The following is a 17,016-nucleotide window of genomic DNA, read 5'->3' on the forward strand; positions in this document are numbered from 1 at the left end:
CCAAATGTGAAGTTTCTCAGCCTAGAACGAGGATCCCTTATGTACGATTTATATTACTTCCCTACCCCAAATGGTCACAAAGTGACTTTGTTTCTCGAAGAACTTGGCTTGCCGTATACCATTAAAGTGGTGGATATCACCAAAGGGGACCAATTTGAGCCTGACTTTTTGAAAATTAGTCCGAATAATCGAATGCCAGCACTCGTCGATCATCAACCCGAATTTGGTGATGAACCGGTGGCAATATTTGAGTCAGGGGCGATTTTAATTTACCTAGCAGAAAAGCATGGCAAATATCTTCCCAACGACGGTTCTGAACGTTATCAGGTACTGCAATGGCTGATGTGGCAGATGGGCGGTTTAGGCCCCATGCTAGGCCAGAATCACCATTTTAATCGCTATGCACCCGAGCCTATCCCCTATGCTCAAGAGCGCTACAACAAGGAAACCAGACGGCTCTACAAAGTCCTCGATAAACAACTTGAGGGGCGAGACTTCATTTGTGGTAATTATTCAATTGCAGACATGGCTGCTCACCCGTGGTGTCGAAGCCATGATTGGCACTACATTGATTTAGCCGATTACCCCAATGTACAAGCATGGGTTAAGCGCATTCGCGCGCGTCCGGCGGCTGAACGCGCGTATGCTATTGAAAAGGACTTCGAGCGTGCCAAAGAACTCAGTGATGAAGCACGTCGCAACATGTTTGAGCGCGATCCAGACTAACTGCGTTTCAATTGTTCGCGTAGTTCAGCTACTTCATCACGTAACTGAGCTGCGCGTTCGAATTCGAGGTCACGCGCTGCCTGATACATAGCTTTTTCAGTCTTTTCTAATTGCTGCAGCAATTGTTTTGGATCCACTATCGCAGGCTGGTCGTTGTAGCTGGCGCGCGGTTCTGCTGCTTGTCGTTGTCCCCGTTCACCACGCTTGTTGCGACTTGAACCTAAGTCCATCACATCGGTTATTTTCTTGTTCAATCCCTGCGGCGTGATGCCATGTTCGGTATTAAAAGCAATTTGCTTCGCACGGCGACGTTCCGTTTCATCAATGGCGCGCTGCATCGAACCGGTAATGCGATCAGCATAGAGTATCGCTTTCCCGTTTAGATTTCGAGCGGCACGGCCGATGGTCTGAATCAACGAGCGATCGGAACGTAAGAAGCCCTCTTTATCGGCATCGAGGATAGCCACTAAGCTGACTTCTGGCATATCCAATCCCTCTCGTAGGAGGTTAATACCGACCAAAACATCAAACTCGCCTAAACGTAAATCACGGATAATCTCCATTCGCTCAACCGTATCAATATCAGAGTGCAGGTAACGGACGCGAATGCCATGCTCATCCAGATAATCACTCAGATCCTCGGCCATCTTCTTGGTCAGCGTTGTTGCCAATACCCGTTCATTTTTTGCAGTCCGCAAGCGCACTTCGGACATCAAATCATCGACCTGCGTACCCACCGGGCGGATTTCAATTTCTGGATCGATCAGTCCCGTTGGCCGCACGACCTGTTCAACCACCTCGCCCGCACATTTCTCGATCTCGTACTTACCCGGTGTCGCACTCACATAAATGGTTTGTGGTGCTATGGCTTCAAACTCATCAAATTTAAGCGGCCGATTATCGAGCGCCGAGGGCAATCTGAAGCCATAATTCACTAAGTTTTCTTTGCGTGAACGATCGCCCTTATACATAGCCCCAACTTGCGACACCGTCACGTGCGACTCATCAATGACAAGTAACGCATCATCCGGCAAATAATCCAGCAACGTTGGCGGCGGCTCGCCAGGAGCACGTCCTGATAAATACCGTGAATAGTTTTCGATTCCTGAGCAATAACCGAGCTCGTTCATCATTTCGATATCAAATTGTGTACGCTGACTAATGCGCTGCTCTTCCAGCAACTTGTTCTGGTCGAGTAAATCTCGTTTACGTTCTGCCAGCTCGACTTTGATATGTTCAATCGCTTTCAGTAGCGTTTCCCGAGGGGTTACGTAGTGTGATTTCGGATACACTGTTACGCGTGCCACATCGGCTTCCGTAATCTGCCCTGTTAGCGGTTCAAAAAAGCTAATTCGATCGATTTCTTGGTCAAATAATTCGACCCGAATCGCTAGTTGCTCCGATTCTGCTGGAAATATATCGATGACTTCACCGCGCACACGATACGTCGCGCGCTCGAATGCGGCGTCGTTGCGCTTGTATTGGAGCTGCGCTAAACGACGCAAAATATCACGTTGGTCAATAATGTCACCTCGGCGCAAATGCAACATCATGCTCATATAGGCGTCGGGGTCCCCCAAACCATAAATACAGGACACTGAGGCGACCAACACGACATCACGACGTTCCAACAATGCCTTGGTCGCCGAGAGACGCATTTGTTCAATGTGCTCATTAATCGACGCATCTTTTTCGATAAAAGTATCGGTGGTGGGTACGTAAGCTTCAGGTTGGTAATAGTCGTAATAGGAGACAAAATATTCAACCGCATTGTTCGGGAAGAACTCTTTCATCTCACCATACAATTGCGCAGCAAGCGTCTTATTGTGAGCCAATATCAAAGTCGGACGTTGCACTTTTTGAATCACGTTCGCCATGGTAAACGTCTTACCCGAACCGGTAACCCCCAGTAACGTCTGATGCGCTAAACCAGCCTCGAGGTTATCGACCAACTTCTCGATAGCCTGCGATTGATCACCAGCTGGCTGATACGATGATACTAACTCGAAAGCTCGACTCATGCGGTTTTCCCTACTTCTTGATAATGTCGTTGTTCTTGACCAAGGACTCGCTGAAACGCGTACCACGCCACTCCCGCTGTAATACAGTTTGCCACCACACCGCCGACAAAGAGGCCGTTGAGGTCAAACCAGAGTGCACCGAGATAACTCAACGGAACAAACATCACAAACAATCGGAAAACACTGAGGACCAAGGCCGACAATGGGCGGTGCAAAGCATTAAAGCTTGAATTGGTCAGAATAATAATGCCCTGTAATCCATAACCGAGCGGCATGATATAAATAAATAAGCGGATAATGCGCGCCACTTCAGGATCATCTGTAAACGCCGCGGCAATATAGGGCGCTAAGGATACCAACACCACATAAATGACCAGTTGAATCAAGAGAATCGATTGCACTGCCAGTCGATATGCCGCCGCTACACGATCAAAACTATGGGCGCCGAAATTCTGACTGATTAACGGAGGGAGCGACATCGATAGCGCCAAAATGACCACGCTAGCGAGCGACTCCAAACGAGTTCCGACACCAAACGCTGCCACCGCTGGCGCACCATAACTGGCAACAATCGCAGTAAGAACGCCCATGGCAACGGGTGTTAACATATTGGCGCCCGCGGCTGGAATACCAATAGATAGAATTTGTTTGGTTGAATGCATGAAACTGGCGCCGGCAGGTGCGATTAAAGTCAATAATTGCTTGTAGTTGAGATACCAAAGCACTAGCACCACACCAATAGTCCACGACAGCAAACTCGCCAAGGCTGCCCCTTGAATGCCAAACGCAGGTATCGGACCCCAACCAAATATGAGAATCGGGTCAAAAATAGCGTTCAACAAGCCACCAGAGGCCATGATAATGGATGGGGTACGGGTGTCGCCGGCTGCCCTGAGTACGGCATTCCCAACCATTGGCAATACCAGTAACGCCGCGCCAATCAGCCATACGTGCATATAGTCTCGGATATAAGGCATCAGGCGTGGTTGGGCTTGCAACATCGTGAAGATAGGCTCGAGAAAAAGATAGCCAAGTACCGACAACCCCGACACCAACAAGCCTGCGACCACCAGAGCAACAGCACCATCGAAACGCGCATGCTCCTCACGACCACTGCCCCGCTTACGGGCAATCACAGCCGAGGTACCAATACCGAGACCGATAGCCAAACTGATGACTGTAAAGGTCACGGGAAAAGTAAAACTGACTGCGGCAAGTGGATCTGTGCCCAGCATCCCGATAAAGAACGTATCGACAACATTGAAGCTGATCAACGTCAACACCCCAATAATGACGGGCCATGTCATTCGCCATAGCGTCGGTTTTATTGGATCGGAAACTAATGATTTAGCCTTCACTGTAGCGGCTACATTACTCATTCACGGCGCTCTTATTGAAGGTGAAAAGAAAGACCCCATAGTGTACCGAAAGCACAGCATTATCGCTACGCCTGAAACCCCACAAAAGACAGTTATTGACGGCTGACCAGATAGACATTTTTGACTCGAAATCGTATGATAAGCCATCGTTTCGTCGTTACAGGAAGTATCCGTGAACTACCAGTTGTCAGATCGTGTCAATGCCATTCAACCGTCGCCTACCCTTGCCGTTTCACAAAAAGCAGCGGAGCTGAAAGCGGCTGGTCATGATGTTATCGGTCTCGGTGTCGGTGAACCCGACTTTGATACGCCTGCATTTGTCAAAGATGCTGCAAAGGCCGCGATTGATGCTGGACATACAAAATATACGGCTGTCGATGGTATTTTAGATCTGAAAAAAGCAGTCATCGCGAAACTCAACCGCGACAATCAACTCGACTATCAAGTGAACCAAATCCTCATTTCTGCAGGCGGTAAACACAGTATCTTCAACCTGCTGAGCGCTTGGTTGAATCCCGGTGATGAAGTTCTTATTCCAGCACCTTATTGGGTTTCTTATCCCGACATGTCGCTGCTCGTTGGTGCCGAGCCCAAGTTTATTCCAGCGGGAATTGAGCAGCGCTATAAAATCAATGCGGAACAATTAGAGGCGGCAATCACACCCAAAACACGACTATTGTTCCTCAATAGTCCTTCGAACCCGACCGGAACCGCCTATACCGCAGCGGAATTGCGAAAACTGGCTGAGGTGTTAGTCAACTATCCAGATATCCTCATCGCAACAGATGACATGTATGAGCATATTCTGTGGAGCCAAGAACCTTTTGCCAACATTGCAATGGTTGCACCAGAATTGCGTGACCGTATTGTCGTTCTCTCTGGCGTGTCCAAAGCTTATGCCATGACGGGCTGGCGAATTGGCTACGCAGCTGGCCCTGCACCTATTATTGCAGCGATGAAGAAAATTCAGTCACAAAGCACATCGAATCCCGCCAGTATCAGTCAATACGCGGCTCTTGCGGCACTCAATGGCGATCAAAGCTGTATCAATGAAATGGTCACGGCATTCAAACAACGTCATGATTATCTGGTCGAGGCATTAAATCAAATCCCTGGTGTTCAGTGCATCGCCGGCGATGGTACTTTCTACACGTTTGCGAACATCGACGGTCTTATGGCTGCAAAAAGCTGCTCGACTGATGTGGAACTCTGTGAGCAAATCCTCAACGACGCAAAAGTAGCACTGGTTCCAGGTTCTGCATTCGGCGCTCCGGGTCATTGCCGGTTCTCGTTTGCATGCTCGATGGAGACTCTACAAGAAGCCGTCCGCCGTATCGCAGCATTCGCCCAAATCAAATAACCGCTACTGGCTACTGGCTACTGGCTATTAGCTATTAGCTATTAGCTATTAGCTATTAGAAAACATCGATCTACGCTTTTCTAGCAACTAGTAGCTAGTAACTAGTAACTAGTAGCTAGTAACTAATGGCGAGGTTTTGCACAAGTATGACCGTTTCGTCATAAGAGTCGTGAATAGCTCGTGCGCAAGCAAACTGCAGTTCGTCGATTTTATCTAAAGCATTGTTTTGTACGTATATTTTTATTTTGACGCAATTTTTAAGCAATCGCTAAATCAGGCCGTGAAGCCCGATTTTTATGGAATCTCACAGGTTCTTCCACAAGGTTATCCACAGATTTAGTGGATAAGATCGGCAAGCCTTTGAGTGGCGTGACATTGGCAATACTGTGGATAATTGGCGCACTTCACATTTTATATCATTTGATATATTTTAACGAAAGTCACTTGCTTGACTTTGGCATTTTTTTTGCGAGTGCTGATTTATTCAGCAAACAGACTTTTTTAGTATTGACAGGGTGCGCAACCACCTTTAACATTCGCACCCGTTGTGTAGCTGTTCCCCAGTAGCTCAGTTGGTTAGAGCGGTGGACTGTTAATCCATGTGTCGTAGGTTCGAATCCTACCTGGGGAGCCAACTCAGCCTCTCACAACACCTCCCAAATGCTTTTCCCCAGTAGCTCAGTTGGTTAGAGCGGTGGACTGTTAATCCATGTGTCGTAGGTTCGAATCCTACCTGGGGAGCCATCTTAGCCGTGTTGCAACAATCCAAAATAATCATCAAACTCGCATTGCCGCCATACCTTCTGGCTCAATTCGTGGACCGACTGCTCTGCACCGCTCGCAAGCCACTGCGCAATATGGTCAGCTACATGCGGCCAATGAAACTTTTTCGCACGCCCTTGCTGCAGCCAATCACCGAGCACGTACGGATCTAAATCGGACATCACTGTGGCCAATCTTTGATCAGCCAGACAAGTCGCATTTGCCTGTTGCTCGAATTGCCCCGCCAATGGCCTCACTAGCAGCTTTTTACCCGCAGCGAGGGCCTCACTCGCCGTTTCGAATCCAGCGTTGCTGATGACGCCGTTTGAGCTCGCAAATACATCAGCAAATTCAAGTCGCGAAGGCGCATAATAATGCAGATGGTCGATTGACTTGCGTTCAGCTTGCGGATGGAAGATGTGAAATTGATAGCCTGGAAATCCTGCCAATAAACGATGCACAGCAGCAAGTGGTTCAAAGGGTAAGTACACGATGATTTGATGTTCGTTTACCGCTGTTTGCGTGGTGGCTCGTTGATGAATGACCGGAGGCAGTATCGATGGACTATCGGCCAACCAGTGCATACCCACTGCATCAGACACTGGAGCAAACCAACGTAATAGCTGGCGTTGGGTCGCTTGCACAGGCAAACTCGGTAGCCGATCAAAAAAAGCAAATTGACGACCAATTCCAATCACCCGTTGTTGCTGTTGACGACCGGCCCATGCCGTAACTGGCTCAAAATCACTGACAACGAGATCATAAGCGCTCAGATCCAACGCATTGACATCATTCCAGAAGGTGCGCCAACGATTTCGCTGTAAGGTTTCGAAAAGTGCTAAACGACCATCTTTTACGGCAAAGGTTAACCCTTGTCGCCACGCATAATCACCAAATACCTGCATATCAAATAAAGCAGAGCGCTCGCGTCCTGATACCAAATAGTCGACATCAACTGAGTATCGTTGCAACGCTTCAGCAAGAGCGGCACAGCGACTAATATGACCGTTCCCGGTACCCTGAATACCAATCAAAATTCGCATGGTTTTACCTCCTTAATAGGTGCTAGTCGCTTCCTTAGCCACTGACAACAACCCCAATTGACAACAGTGCGAGAGCAGAACCTAATGCGGCTCCGGCAAGAATATCGCCTGGATAATGAACGCCGAGTAATACGCGCGATAGCCCCACTAAACTTGCCCACAGATACAGTAAGCCGGTGTAATCAGGCCAGAAATAGCCAGCACAGCCAGCAAAAAGAAAGGCAGCCGTGGTGTGTCCTGATGGGAAACTAAACTGATCATGCGCTTGAATCACAGCTTGAAAATTTTGCAGGCGCTGATAAGGCCGCGGGCGCTTCAACCAACGTTTGATGAGCATGAACAATGGAATTTCTATGGCAAAACCAAGGACCAATGCCAACAACATGGGTTGCATGTCATGTTCGGCTAGCCACCAAGCGCAACCCACCAACAATGCATAAACGTAGCCGTCGCCGCTGAGCGATACCAACCTTACATAAGGGGATTGCGATAATTTTGCGAAGCGTCGACAACACCAGCTGAAGCTCAGCTCATCAACCGTATGTAATTGCTCTAGCCATCGTGTCATCACTCGGCCTCACTAGGTTTGTCTAGCGTGAACTTTAGACATTCAAAATGTAGTCTCCGCGACACTTTTATGAAGATTTCATGACAAACGGCTCTAAATGGCCAGAAAAATCCAATAACCCGACAGTTCGTCGGTTGTTTCATGGGGCTAAAGAGCCGATAATACCTCTGTTAATGCAAGCCACATGAGAAGTGTTATGGGTGACTATTTGCTGCTGTTGGTAGCAACCGTGTTAGTCAACAATTTCGTACTCGTTAAGTTTCTAGGGTTGTGCCCATTTATGGGGGTCTCCAACAAACTAGAGACCGCTGTGGGTATGTCCGCAGCAACCACTTTTGTGTTGACGCTGGCCTCTGTGGCGAGCTACTTGGTGAACCAATACATTCTGGAACCGTTGAACCTGCTTGCGCTACAAACCTTAAGCTTTATTTTGGTGATTGCCGTGGTGGTTCAATTTACCGAAATGGTCGTGCATAAAACGAGTCCGACTCTGTATCGCCTCCTCGGCATTTTCCTGCCACTCATCACCACCAATTGTGCGGTGTTAGGTGTTGCGTTACTCAACATTAATGAGCAACACAACTTTGTCGAATCTATTGTTTATGGTTTTGGCGCTGCAGTCGGCTTCTCATTGGTATTGGTATTGTTTTCAGCGTTACGCGAGCGGCTTGCCGCAGCAGACGTTCCAATTCCGTTTAAAGGCGCGGCGGTTGCGATGATTACCGCTGGCTTAATGTCCTTAGCATTCATGGGTTTTGCTGGTTTGGTGACGGTACAATGAGTGTGTTGACCGCAATTTTAGTCTTCGGTGGGCTCGCCTTATTATTTGGCTTGATCCTCGGCTTCGCCGCCGTTCGTTTTAAGGTTGAAAGTGATCCTATTGTCGACCAAATTGATGCCATCTTGCCACAAACGCAATGCGGACAATGCGGTTACCCCGGTTGTCGACCGTATGCGCAGGCCATTGCCAATGGTGATGCCATCAACAAATGCCCGCCCGGTGGTGATGCCACAATTAAGGAACTCGCCGACTTAATGGGGGTAGAAGCAAAACCATTGGACTCAGCGCACGGCGCTGAAGATGTCAAAAAAGTTGCCGTTATCCGCGAAGACGAGTGCATTGGGTGCACCAAATGTATTCAAGCCTGTCCGGTCGATGCCATCTTGGGTGCGGCGAAGCATATGCACACCGTCATTGCACATGAATGTACGGGTTGTGACTTATGTGTTGAGCCCTGCCCCGTAGACTGCATTGACATGGTGCCCGTGCCTACCAAACCAGAAACGTGGCAGTGGGATTTACAACAAATTCCCGTGAAGATGGTTGCTACTGCGGACCAGGAGTCGTAACCGATGACCGCTGACCCGAAAACTATCGCTGCAGGACATATCTGGACGTTCCCAGGCGGGATTCATCCGCCGGAACGCAAAGAGCTTTCCAATACCTATCCATTGCGAGAATTACCGCTGGCAACGCACTATTCCGTGCCAATTAAACAGCACAGTGGTGAACCCGGTGACATCATTGTTCGAGTGGGCCAAACCGTATTAGCCGGCCAACCCTTAACGCAAGTGGGTGTCGGGTTCGGTTTACCGGTTCACGCACCAACATCAGGTACGGTTACCGCTATTGGTCCCGGGCGCATCGCACACCCATCTGGACTGCCCGACATCGTCATTACCATTACTGCCGATGGCAAGGATACCTTTGCCCCGCCGCTACCGATACAAGACGTTGCAACAGCCTCTCGGGCTGACTTACTCGAGCAATTACGCCAAGCGGGGATTGCCGGACTCGGCGGCGCAGGTTTCCCGACTGCGCAGAAATTAGCATTACAGCGACCGCTGGATTATTTGATCATCAATGGGGTGGAATGTGAGCCCTACATCAGTGCGGATGACCGCCTGATGCGTGAACAGGCCAGTACTATTTTGCGTGGTGCTGATTTACTGTTGGACATCACCCAATGTCCGCAGGCGCTCATTGCCATTGAAGACAACAAACCGGAAGCCATAGCGGCCATGCAGGCAGCATTGACCGATTATCCGCGCATGCAGCTTCGCGTAGTGCCCACTAAATACCCGTCTGGGGGCGAGAAGCAGCTTATTCAGTTACTGACGGGGCGGCAAGTACCGAGTCGAGGCTTACCGATCGATATTGGGCTTGTCATGCACAACGTCGGCACTGCTTATGCAGTTGCACGTGCGATTGACCACGGTGAGCCCTTGTTACAACGGGTGGTGACCGTGACCGGCGAACATGTTGCGAAGCCGGGTAACTACTGGGTGCGCCTTGGCACCCCAGTTGAACACGTATTACAGGTCACACGTTACACAGCCGAGACCAACCAGCGAGTCATTATGGGCGGACCCATGATGGGCTTCACCCTGCCCGATCTGACCGTGCCGGTGGTGAAAATAACGAATTGCATTTTGGTGCCATCGACCGCGGAATTGGCACCACCACAACAAGAGATGCCGTGCATTCGTTGTGGTGCCTGTGCCGATGTATGTCCAGCCCAACTGCTGCCGCAGCAGTTGCAGTGGCTTGCCAAAGCCAAAGATTATGACGGTTTAAATCAGCAAAACCTGTTCGATTGCATCGAATGTGGCGCCTGTGCCTATGTCTGCCCAAGTGAAATTCCGTTAGTGCACTATTACCGCAAAGCAAAAGCCGAAGTGCGCAATATTGCCCGGGAAAAAGCCAAAGCAGAAGTGGCCCGGAAACGTTTTGAAGCCCGAAATGAACGATTAGAGCGCGAGAAAGCAGAACGGCTGGAACGCCATCGTAAAGCAGCCGAGGCGCGCAAACAAGCTCAAGCTGAAGCAGTTAAAGCTGGTGCCGATAATCCTCAAGATGCGGTACAGGCTGCGATTGCGCGTGCCAAGGCTCGTAAAGCAGCTCAGTTGAAAGAGCAACAAGCAAACTCAGAACCGGATGGGGAATCAACATGAGTTTTACCATAGCGACCTCACCCCATACGCATCAGCGTCGCACCACACAACAGGTCATGCGTTGGGTATATCTGTGTATGATTCCTGGTGTTGCTGCACTCACCTACTTTTTTGGCTGGGGCGTCTGGTTACAAATGCTCCTAGCATTGATCACTGCCATTTTTACTGAAGCAGCCTGTATGTGGTTACGGGGGCGCTCAGCGCGATTTGCTTGGCGTGACCATACGGCTATTGTCACCGCACTTCTGCTCGCTGTGAGTATTCCTGCTTACGCGCCATGGTGGATTATTGTCATCGGCACAAGTTTTTCCATTGTCGTGGTGAAACATGTGTACGGGGGCGTCGGTCAAAATCTTTTTAACCCAGCCATGGCCGGCTATGTGCTCTTGTTGATTTCATTCCCGGTGCAGATGACCAGCTGGCCAGTGCCACAATCGTTAGCGCAGTACACCATCAACTTTGCGGATAGTGTATCCTTGGTCGGCTCGGGCTACACCCAGTCAGGCTACAATATGGAGCAACTACGCACCGGTGTTGATGGCGCCACTATGGCAACGCCGCTGGATAGCGTGAAAACAGATTTAAGTCGCTCGCTAACGCCGACCGAAGCATTAGCAAAACCAATCTTCAATGACATTGCAGGAATTGGCTGGATGTGGGTCAACCTTGCATTCTTACTCGGTGGTCTAGCGCTGATTTACCTGAAAATAATTAGCTGGCATATTCCAGGCGGACTGTTGCTCGGCTTAGCCGTTCCAAGTATTCTCATGTCGTTGTTCGCACCGGGACAAGCCATTGGCTTATCGCTACACCTGCTCAGTGGAGCTACCATGTTGGGGGCGTTCTTCATTGCCACAGACCCAGTGACTGCCGCCACCTCCAACCGTGGCCGACTCTATTTTGGTCTATTAATAGGTTTTCTCACCTTCGTGATTCGAACCTGGGGTGGATATCCTGACGGCATTGCATTCGCAGTGCTACTTGCCAATATGTGCGTTCCGGTTATTGATAGGTACACGCAACCTATTGCTTACGGGCACGGAGGTCGTTCATGATTGCTCGTAGTATGCAGCGTAATGGGGTAATTCTCGCGGTTTTTGCCATGTTGGCGACCTTGTTGATTGTCGTCATCGCAAAACTTACCGAAGTACCCATTCAACGGCAACAAGAAGCGGAATTATTGCGTGTGCTGAATGAGATTATTCCGCCCCGTGCGCATAACAATGACCTCTACGCCAGTTGCACGCAACTGAACGTGCCGGCACTCGGGAGCAAGCCCCAACGCGCCTATCGCGCTTGGCTCAACGGTGAACCGCAAGCACTCGCCATCACCGTGACCGCACCCGACGGCTACAGCGGTGCGATTCAATTGATGGTCGCTATTCAACACGATGGTTCTGTTGCCGGTGTACGCACTCTAGCCCATGCCGAGACTCCCGGACTCGGTGACAAAATTGAACGCCGTAAAAGCGATTGGATCGAGAGCTTTCAGGGGCTCACGGTCAACGGATCTGACGACCCGCGCTGGGCTGTCAAACGCGATGGCGGTATTTTTGATCAGTTTACTGGCGCGACCATCACGCCACGAGCGGTGGTGAGCGCGGTTGAAGCAGCCGTATTAAGTTTTCAAGCCAATCGTGACAGTTGGTTTGCAGCACCCAATAACTGTTGGGAGACCACATCATGACGCAACTGAAAGAGCTCACACAACAAGGACTCTGGACCAACAACCCTGCACTGGTTCAGCTGCTCGGTCTTTGCCCACTATTGGCAGTTACCGCAACCGTAACGAATGCCCTAGGTTTAGGACTGGCGACTATGTTTGTGCTGATCGGCTCCAATATCACCGTTTCATTAGTACGCGATTACGTTCCCAAAGAAATCCGCATTCCGGTGTTTGTGATGGTCATCGCGACCTTTGTGACCGTCATTCAACTACTCATCAATGCCTATTTGTTTGAGCTCTATCAAGCACTCGGTATCTTTATTCCACTCATTGTCACCAATTGTGCGATTATTGGGCGCGCCGAGGCGTATGCCTCGAAAAATCCATGGCATTGGTCAGCCTTTGATGGTTTGATGATGGGGCTCGGCTTTACCGCAGTGTTGCTGTTGTTGGGTGGTATTCGTGAAGTCATTGGTAACGGAACTCTATTCGCTGGAGCTGAGCTGTTGCTGGGCGAGTGGGCAGTCCATTTGCGCATCGACGTGTTTACAGTTGACTATCCGCTGTTATTGGCAATCCTGCCACCCGGGGCTTTCATAGTGATGGGCTTCATCATTGCACTGAAAAATTTGATTGATCACTATCGCGAGCAACGTGCGCAGCAACCAGACAAAGTAGTCACGCGAGCACGCGTAACCGCCCAATAGAAAACGTAGTAACAGGAATATGAATCAAGCCAAGCGAATTGAAATTTTGACCCGGCTGCGCGCCGAAAACCCACACCCAACCACCGAGCTGGAATACAGTTCGAGTTTTGAATTGCTGATTGCGGTCCTGCTATCCGCCCAAGCAACGGATGTCGGTGTTAATAAGGCAACCCGCAACCTTTTTCCCATCGCACGAACGCCTGCAGCAATGCTTGCATTGGGCTTAGATGGTGTAAAACATCACATCAAGACTATCGGCTTATTCAATACCAAAGCAGAAAATGTCATCAAGACCTGTCAAATTCTGGTCGATCAATACGGCGGTGAAGTACCCGAAAATCGTGAAGCTTTAGAGGCATTGCCAGGCGTTGGTCGCAAAACCGCAAACGTAGTTCTAAACACTGCATTTGGCTGGCCGACGATTGCCGTGGATACGCATATTTATCGCGTATCGAACCGTACTAAGTTCGCACCCGGCAAGAACGTCGATCAAGTGGAGAAAAAGCTATTAAAGGTGGTACCAGCAGAATTTAAAGTCGATGTTCATCATTGGTTGATTTTGCATGGTCGCTACACCTGTATTGCCCGCAAACCAAGATGTGGCTCGTGCATTATTGAAGACCTGTGTGAGTACAAAGATAAAACCGAATAAGAAGCGTACAACATCGTTTACTCAACAACTGAGAAAGCAGACAGCCGTCTGATTGCCTAAACAGTACCCCGTAGTCTCACTCAAGTTGGCGTATGTGCAATGCCTAACTATCGAGCTCTACCAGGGGCCCCATGTAAAATGAGTTGCGATCTGAATACGGCTCTACGCCAGTGTTCCATTATTATGGATACCAGTCGGCGCAGAGCTTAGCATGGTCAAGCCGACTGGGAATGTTTGCGCAGCGGCACTTTCCAGTCGTTCAGGGTGGCCGCGCGCCAAGTCCATTCCAGCGGTCCATAGCGGTATCGTGCATACCACCAGTGCGCGAACAGGATCTGCAATCCAAAAAATGCGATTGCGAGCAATATTCTCTGTTGCGTGTCCCACACTTCAGCCATTCCTAGACCGAACTGATACAAGATGGGAACGGCGATAACGGAATGGGCGACATATAGCGTAAGAGTCATCCGTCCGGGGCCCCTGAAAAGGCCCACGAGCCACTGCACTGGCGAGTTCCACAGGAGCGCCAAAAAACCGATTAGCGCTGCTATGCCGCTGATTCCTATCCACTGGAAGAGTATTGCACGCTCGGTAAAGGGTCCGATCGCAAACTCTACGCCTGATGGTGATCCAGGGACCAACGGCTTCACGATGAATTCAAGGATAGCGAAGATGGTGCCGCCAATGACAACCAACGCTAATGCAATCACGCGGTCTTTCGCAAGGCTGGCGAAGAAGCCTGTCCGCTGAATAACAACCCCAACTGCGAACAGTCCGGCAATCTCGCTCACCCTGCCAAACGACCAGTTTATCGACCACTTGACCAAGTTACCCTCAACGAGATTGGCACTGATGAGTGCTCCCAAACTGCCGTTTCTGAACACATCCCAAAGGCCGGAGCTCGAATAATAGGGCTCTGAAGCGGCAAAGGCATTGCCCCAATGAGCAAGCAACCATTGGATGAGTAGCGGCATCTGAAGGAAAAACAGGCCCGCAATTGCCAGCAGTGCATAATTGCTACGAACTCTGTCTAACGGGATGAGCAGAACGCCCAGAAACGCGAGCAAGCGCAGTATCTCAGGGGAATATAGCAGCGAGTGTAAGAATCCTATCGTCAAAAGGAGGAAAAGCCGCCATGCGAAACGCTTGGTGAAATCGACGCCGCGTGCCCTCTGATTGGCCATTATCGTTGCGAAACTGAACCCAAAAAGCAGCGCGAAAATCGCAAAGGCCTTGCTTCCGAAGAGAAAGAAAACAGCCTGCCCCCACGGATCGTCAGTCCCTCGTGACAGACCGACACCAAATGCTTCAGCCGCATGCACCATGAGCAAGCCGAATAAAGCGAAACCGCGTAGGGCATCGACGAATTCAATTCGTTCAGGCTGAACCTGTGATTTGCTTAGGATGTTCATCGAACTTACCCCGACCTGTTTTTCCGGTTGAATTTCGAGTTTAAAACGGATTAACGCCATTAGCTACTACTAGCGACAGCTTTCCAACAGACGCTTTTAGCACTACCCTGCTCCTTCAAGATTATGGGCTTGGTTTTATTAACAGCGATATAACTGTACCGCCCGTAAGCCGCGATGTGGTTCCTGTATCATTGAAGGCTATAGGAATTTAAAAAGAAAACTGACTAGCCCAAGAGCTTATGATTGGAGCAATAAGGTATGCACTAAAGTGCCTTTGATACTGAACTGAATAGTGTAATCTGACGCCAATCCGTGCTGAGACGCAAAAGATCGACATAACGTTAAGGTAAGGCGACTACGCTGAAGATCCAACTGACTCACACGAGCTTGTTCAAAACCAAAATAACAACATACAACGGGATAAAGTGCTTTATATAAGCTCTCTTTCGCGGAGAAAATGATGCTGGTGCCCACAGCTTCACTAAATCCGGCATCTGTCATTAGTTTCAGTTCTGTTTCGTTATGGATTTCCGCTGCTAAACTCCGCGCAGCTGGCGCTGATAAAATCAGTTCTGAATCTACCCCAATAAGACTTATTTCCGCCGCTCTGGTGACGCAGCAAACAGCGAAGTCTTGAGTATGGCTGATTGAACCAATGATATCCTTTGGCCACACTGGTGAGCGATCTTTCGCGATACTCACCTGTTGTTGTGCGACCTCAAGTCCTAAAGCTGACAATGCCTGTTTCACGACGATACGGGCAGCTAGATATTCAGCTTTACGCTTTATCACTGCTGCTCTAACTTCGTCTGGAAAATCAATGCCGTGTGCGACAAAACATTGGTCATTATAACTATGAATATTGAATTCACAGCTGAGTAAATGAGTTGAGTTTTTGTATAACTGGTGTCGGATACAACGGATGAAACCGCTGTGCCAATGCTCTTCAGCGAATGGTTCAAACTGATCGAAAAGCATATGGCTCAGACGCCTACAGCCTTATCGTTCAGGCATTGGCCGATGACAGATTGTATGTAGTCGGTCAGTTGATCTGGACTCTGGTTAATATAGAAATGCTCGCCTGGATACGACCTCATCGTACACTTCTTTTTCGTGAGCTCGTTCCACGCTGTGAGCTGACTCATGTGGGTACTAGTATCCTGCTCACCATAGATTACAGAAAATGGAAACGGCATGGGTATTGGTTCGGCTTGATACGTTTCAGCGATTTTGAAGTCTGCTCTTAACATAGGTTCAAATAATGCCATCAACTCTTCGTTACGTAAAACCTCTACCGGTGTTCCGTTTAATTGCTCCAAAGCTTGAATAAATTCGTCTTGCGGCAAAGCATGACGGCTTTTATTTAGAAAAGGCAAATGAGGAGCTCTGCAAGCTGAGACGAATAAATGTAATGGCATCGGAAAATTTGATTTTTGTAGCTGACAGCACAAAGCATAACTAATCAATGCTCCCAAGCTATGGCCAAAAATCATGAATGGATATTCGGTAAAATATGCAGCATGAGTCATTAACTCTTCTACTTGCTGCTGCATCGTCTGGTGTGGTCGCTCACAAATTCGCGAGCCCCGCCCCTTTAGTTGCACAAAAACTTGCTCAACATCTGAGTGAGAACTGTAATGCCACTGCTGATAACTTTGCGCTGAACCACCCGCAAAAGGAAAATAAAAAAGGCGCAACTTCGGGGCTAATAGGCGCTGCGGAACAAAAAATAGATTACTATCCTGCGACGTCATACCCTGAGCCA

At 49.3% G+C, this 17,016-nt stretch carries 16 protein-coding genes, 2 tRNA genes and 1 pseudogene; 12 read left to right on the forward strand and 7 right to left on the reverse strand.

What is annotated here, in order from left to right; genetic code table 11:
* Positions 1–39 precede the first annotated feature (39 nt).
* The gene (locus CWE22_RS03640) at positions 40–726 is read left to right on the forward strand and encodes a glutathione S-transferase N-terminal domain-containing protein (RefSeq protein ID WP_169930014.1); all 687 of its coding nucleotides are present in this window, start codon (positions 40–42) and stop codon (positions 724–726) included.
* On the opposite strand, the gene uvrB is transcribed toward CWE22_RS03640, so the two are convergent.
* Both uvrB and CWE22_RS03650 read right to left on the reverse strand, forming a co-directional pair.
* Positions 723–2,747 (reverse strand): excinuclease ABC subunit UvrB, encoded by a 2,025-nt coding sequence (uvrB, locus tag CWE22_RS03645; protein ID WP_169930015.1) that lies wholly within the window; start codon positions 2,745–2,747, stop codon positions 723–725. The two genes, CWE22_RS03640 and uvrB, sit on opposite strands and share 4 nt — an antisense overlap.
* On the reverse strand, positions 2,744–4,126 hold the full coding sequence (locus CWE22_RS03650; protein WP_169930016.1) for an MATE family efflux transporter: 1,383 nt from the start codon (positions 4,124–4,126) through the stop codon (positions 2,744–2,746). Before CWE22_RS03650 ends, uvrB begins: the two co-directional genes overlap by 4 nt.
* A gap of 172 nt (positions 4,127–4,298) precedes the next feature.
* On the opposite strand from CWE22_RS03650, the gene CWE22_RS03655 reads away from it, so the two are divergent.
* The 3 genes from CWE22_RS03655 to CWE22_RS03665 all read left to right on the forward strand — a co-directional run bounded on the left by CWE22_RS03655 (position 4,299) and on the right by CWE22_RS03665 (position 6,230).
* Positions 4,299–5,486, forward strand: coding sequence for a pyridoxal phosphate-dependent aminotransferase (locus tag CWE22_RS03655; RefSeq protein ID WP_169930017.1), 1,188 nt, complete (start codon positions 4,299–4,301; stop codon positions 5,484–5,486).
* Between the two features lie 557 nt (positions 5,487–6,043).
* Positions 6,044–6,120 (forward strand) — tRNA-Asn (locus tag CWE22_RS03660).
* 33 nt (positions 6,121–6,153) lie between these two features.
* Positions 6,154–6,230: transfer RNA gene (locus tag CWE22_RS03665), tRNA-Asn, on the forward strand.
* Between the two features lie 2 nt (positions 6,231–6,232).
* On the opposite strand, the gene CWE22_RS03670 is transcribed toward CWE22_RS03665, so the two are convergent.
* A complete protein-coding gene (locus tag CWE22_RS03670; RefSeq protein ID WP_169930018.1) occupies positions 6,233–7,291 on the reverse strand; it encodes a glycosyltransferase family protein in 1,059 nt (352 codons plus the stop codon).
* A gap of 34 nt (positions 7,292–7,325) precedes the next feature.
* Positions 7,326–7,859, reverse strand: coding sequence for a phosphatase PAP2 family protein (locus CWE22_RS03675; RefSeq protein WP_169930019.1), 534 nt, complete (start codon positions 7,857–7,859; stop codon positions 7,326–7,328).
* A gap of 196 nt (positions 7,860–8,055) precedes the next feature.
* Between CWE22_RS03675 and rsxA the strand changes: the two genes are divergently transcribed.
* The 7 genes from rsxA to nth are packed head-to-tail and all read left to right on the forward strand — an operon-like array spanning position 8,056 to position 13,839.
* A complete protein-coding gene (rsxA, locus tag CWE22_RS03680) occupies positions 8,056–8,640 on the forward strand; it encodes an electron transport complex subunit RsxA (protein ID WP_169931017.1) in 585 nt (194 codons plus the stop codon).
* Positions 8,637–9,209, forward strand: coding sequence for an electron transport complex subunit RsxB (gene rsxB / locus CWE22_RS03685; RefSeq protein WP_169930020.1), 573 nt, complete (start codon positions 8,637–8,639; stop codon positions 9,207–9,209). The genes rsxA and rsxB overlap by 4 nt, the downstream gene beginning before the upstream one ends.
* Positions 9,210–9,212: 3 nt before the next feature.
* Positions 9,213–10,814: an electron transport complex subunit RsxC gene (gene rsxC / locus CWE22_RS03690; RefSeq protein WP_169930021.1), complete on the forward strand. Its 1,602-nt coding sequence runs from the start codon at positions 9,213–9,215 to the stop codon at positions 10,812–10,814.
* Positions 10,811–11,869, forward strand: coding sequence for an electron transport complex subunit RsxD (gene rsxD / locus CWE22_RS03695; RefSeq protein ID WP_169930022.1), 1,059 nt, complete (start codon positions 10,811–10,813; stop codon positions 11,867–11,869). Before rsxC ends, rsxD begins: the two co-directional genes overlap by 4 nt.
* On the forward strand, positions 11,866–12,501 hold the full coding sequence (gene rsxG, locus CWE22_RS03700; protein ID WP_169930023.1) for an electron transport complex subunit RsxG: 636 nt from the start codon (positions 11,866–11,868) through the stop codon (positions 12,499–12,501). Before rsxD ends, rsxG begins: the two co-directional genes overlap by 4 nt.
* The gene (locus CWE22_RS03705) at positions 12,498–13,187 is read left to right on the forward strand and encodes an electron transport complex subunit E (protein WP_169930024.1); all 690 of its coding nucleotides are present in this window, start codon (positions 12,498–12,500) and stop codon (positions 13,185–13,187) included. The genes rsxG and CWE22_RS03705 overlap by 4 nt, the downstream gene beginning before the upstream one ends.
* Before the next feature lie 19 nt (positions 13,188–13,206).
* Positions 13,207–13,839 carry an endonuclease III gene (gene nth / locus CWE22_RS03710; RefSeq protein WP_169930025.1) on the forward strand — a complete coding sequence of 211 codons (633 nt, stop codon included), beginning with the start codon at positions 13,207–13,209 and terminating at the stop codon, positions 13,837–13,839.
* Positions 13,840–14,054: 215 nt separating this feature from the next.
* On the opposite strand, the gene CWE22_RS03715 is transcribed toward nth, so the two are convergent.
* Positions 14,055–15,311 carry a DUF418 domain-containing protein gene (locus CWE22_RS03715; protein ID WP_169930026.1) on the reverse strand — a complete coding sequence of 419 codons (1,257 nt, stop codon included), beginning with the start codon at positions 15,309–15,311 and terminating at the stop codon, positions 14,055–14,057.
* Between the two features lie 112 nt (positions 15,312–15,423).
* Between CWE22_RS03715 and CWE22_RS03720 the strand changes: the two are divergent.
* A pseudogene (locus CWE22_RS03720) lies at positions 15,424–15,540 on the forward strand (hypothetical protein); the annotation flags it as partial.
* Here CWE22_RS03720 and CWE22_RS03725 read toward each other — a convergent pair.
* Positions 15,489–16,043 carry a 4'-phosphopantetheinyl transferase family protein gene (locus CWE22_RS03725; protein WP_169930027.1) on the reverse strand — a complete coding sequence of 185 codons (555 nt, stop codon included), beginning with the start codon at positions 16,041–16,043 and terminating at the stop codon, positions 15,489–15,491. The pseudogene CWE22_RS03720 and the gene CWE22_RS03725 overlap by 52 nt on opposite strands.
* Positions 16,044–16,234: 191 nt before the next feature.
* Positions 16,235–17,005 (reverse strand): thioesterase II family protein, encoded by a 771-nt coding sequence (locus tag CWE22_RS03730; RefSeq protein ID WP_169930028.1) that lies wholly within the window; start codon positions 17,003–17,005, stop codon positions 16,235–16,237.
* Between the last annotated feature and the right edge of the window lie 11 nt (positions 17,006–17,016).

Source organism: Pseudidiomarina aestuarii (genome assembly GCF_003987355.1).
Taxonomy (GTDB): domain Bacteria; phylum Pseudomonadota; class Gammaproteobacteria; order Enterobacterales; family Alteromonadaceae; genus Pseudidiomarina; species Pseudidiomarina aestuarii.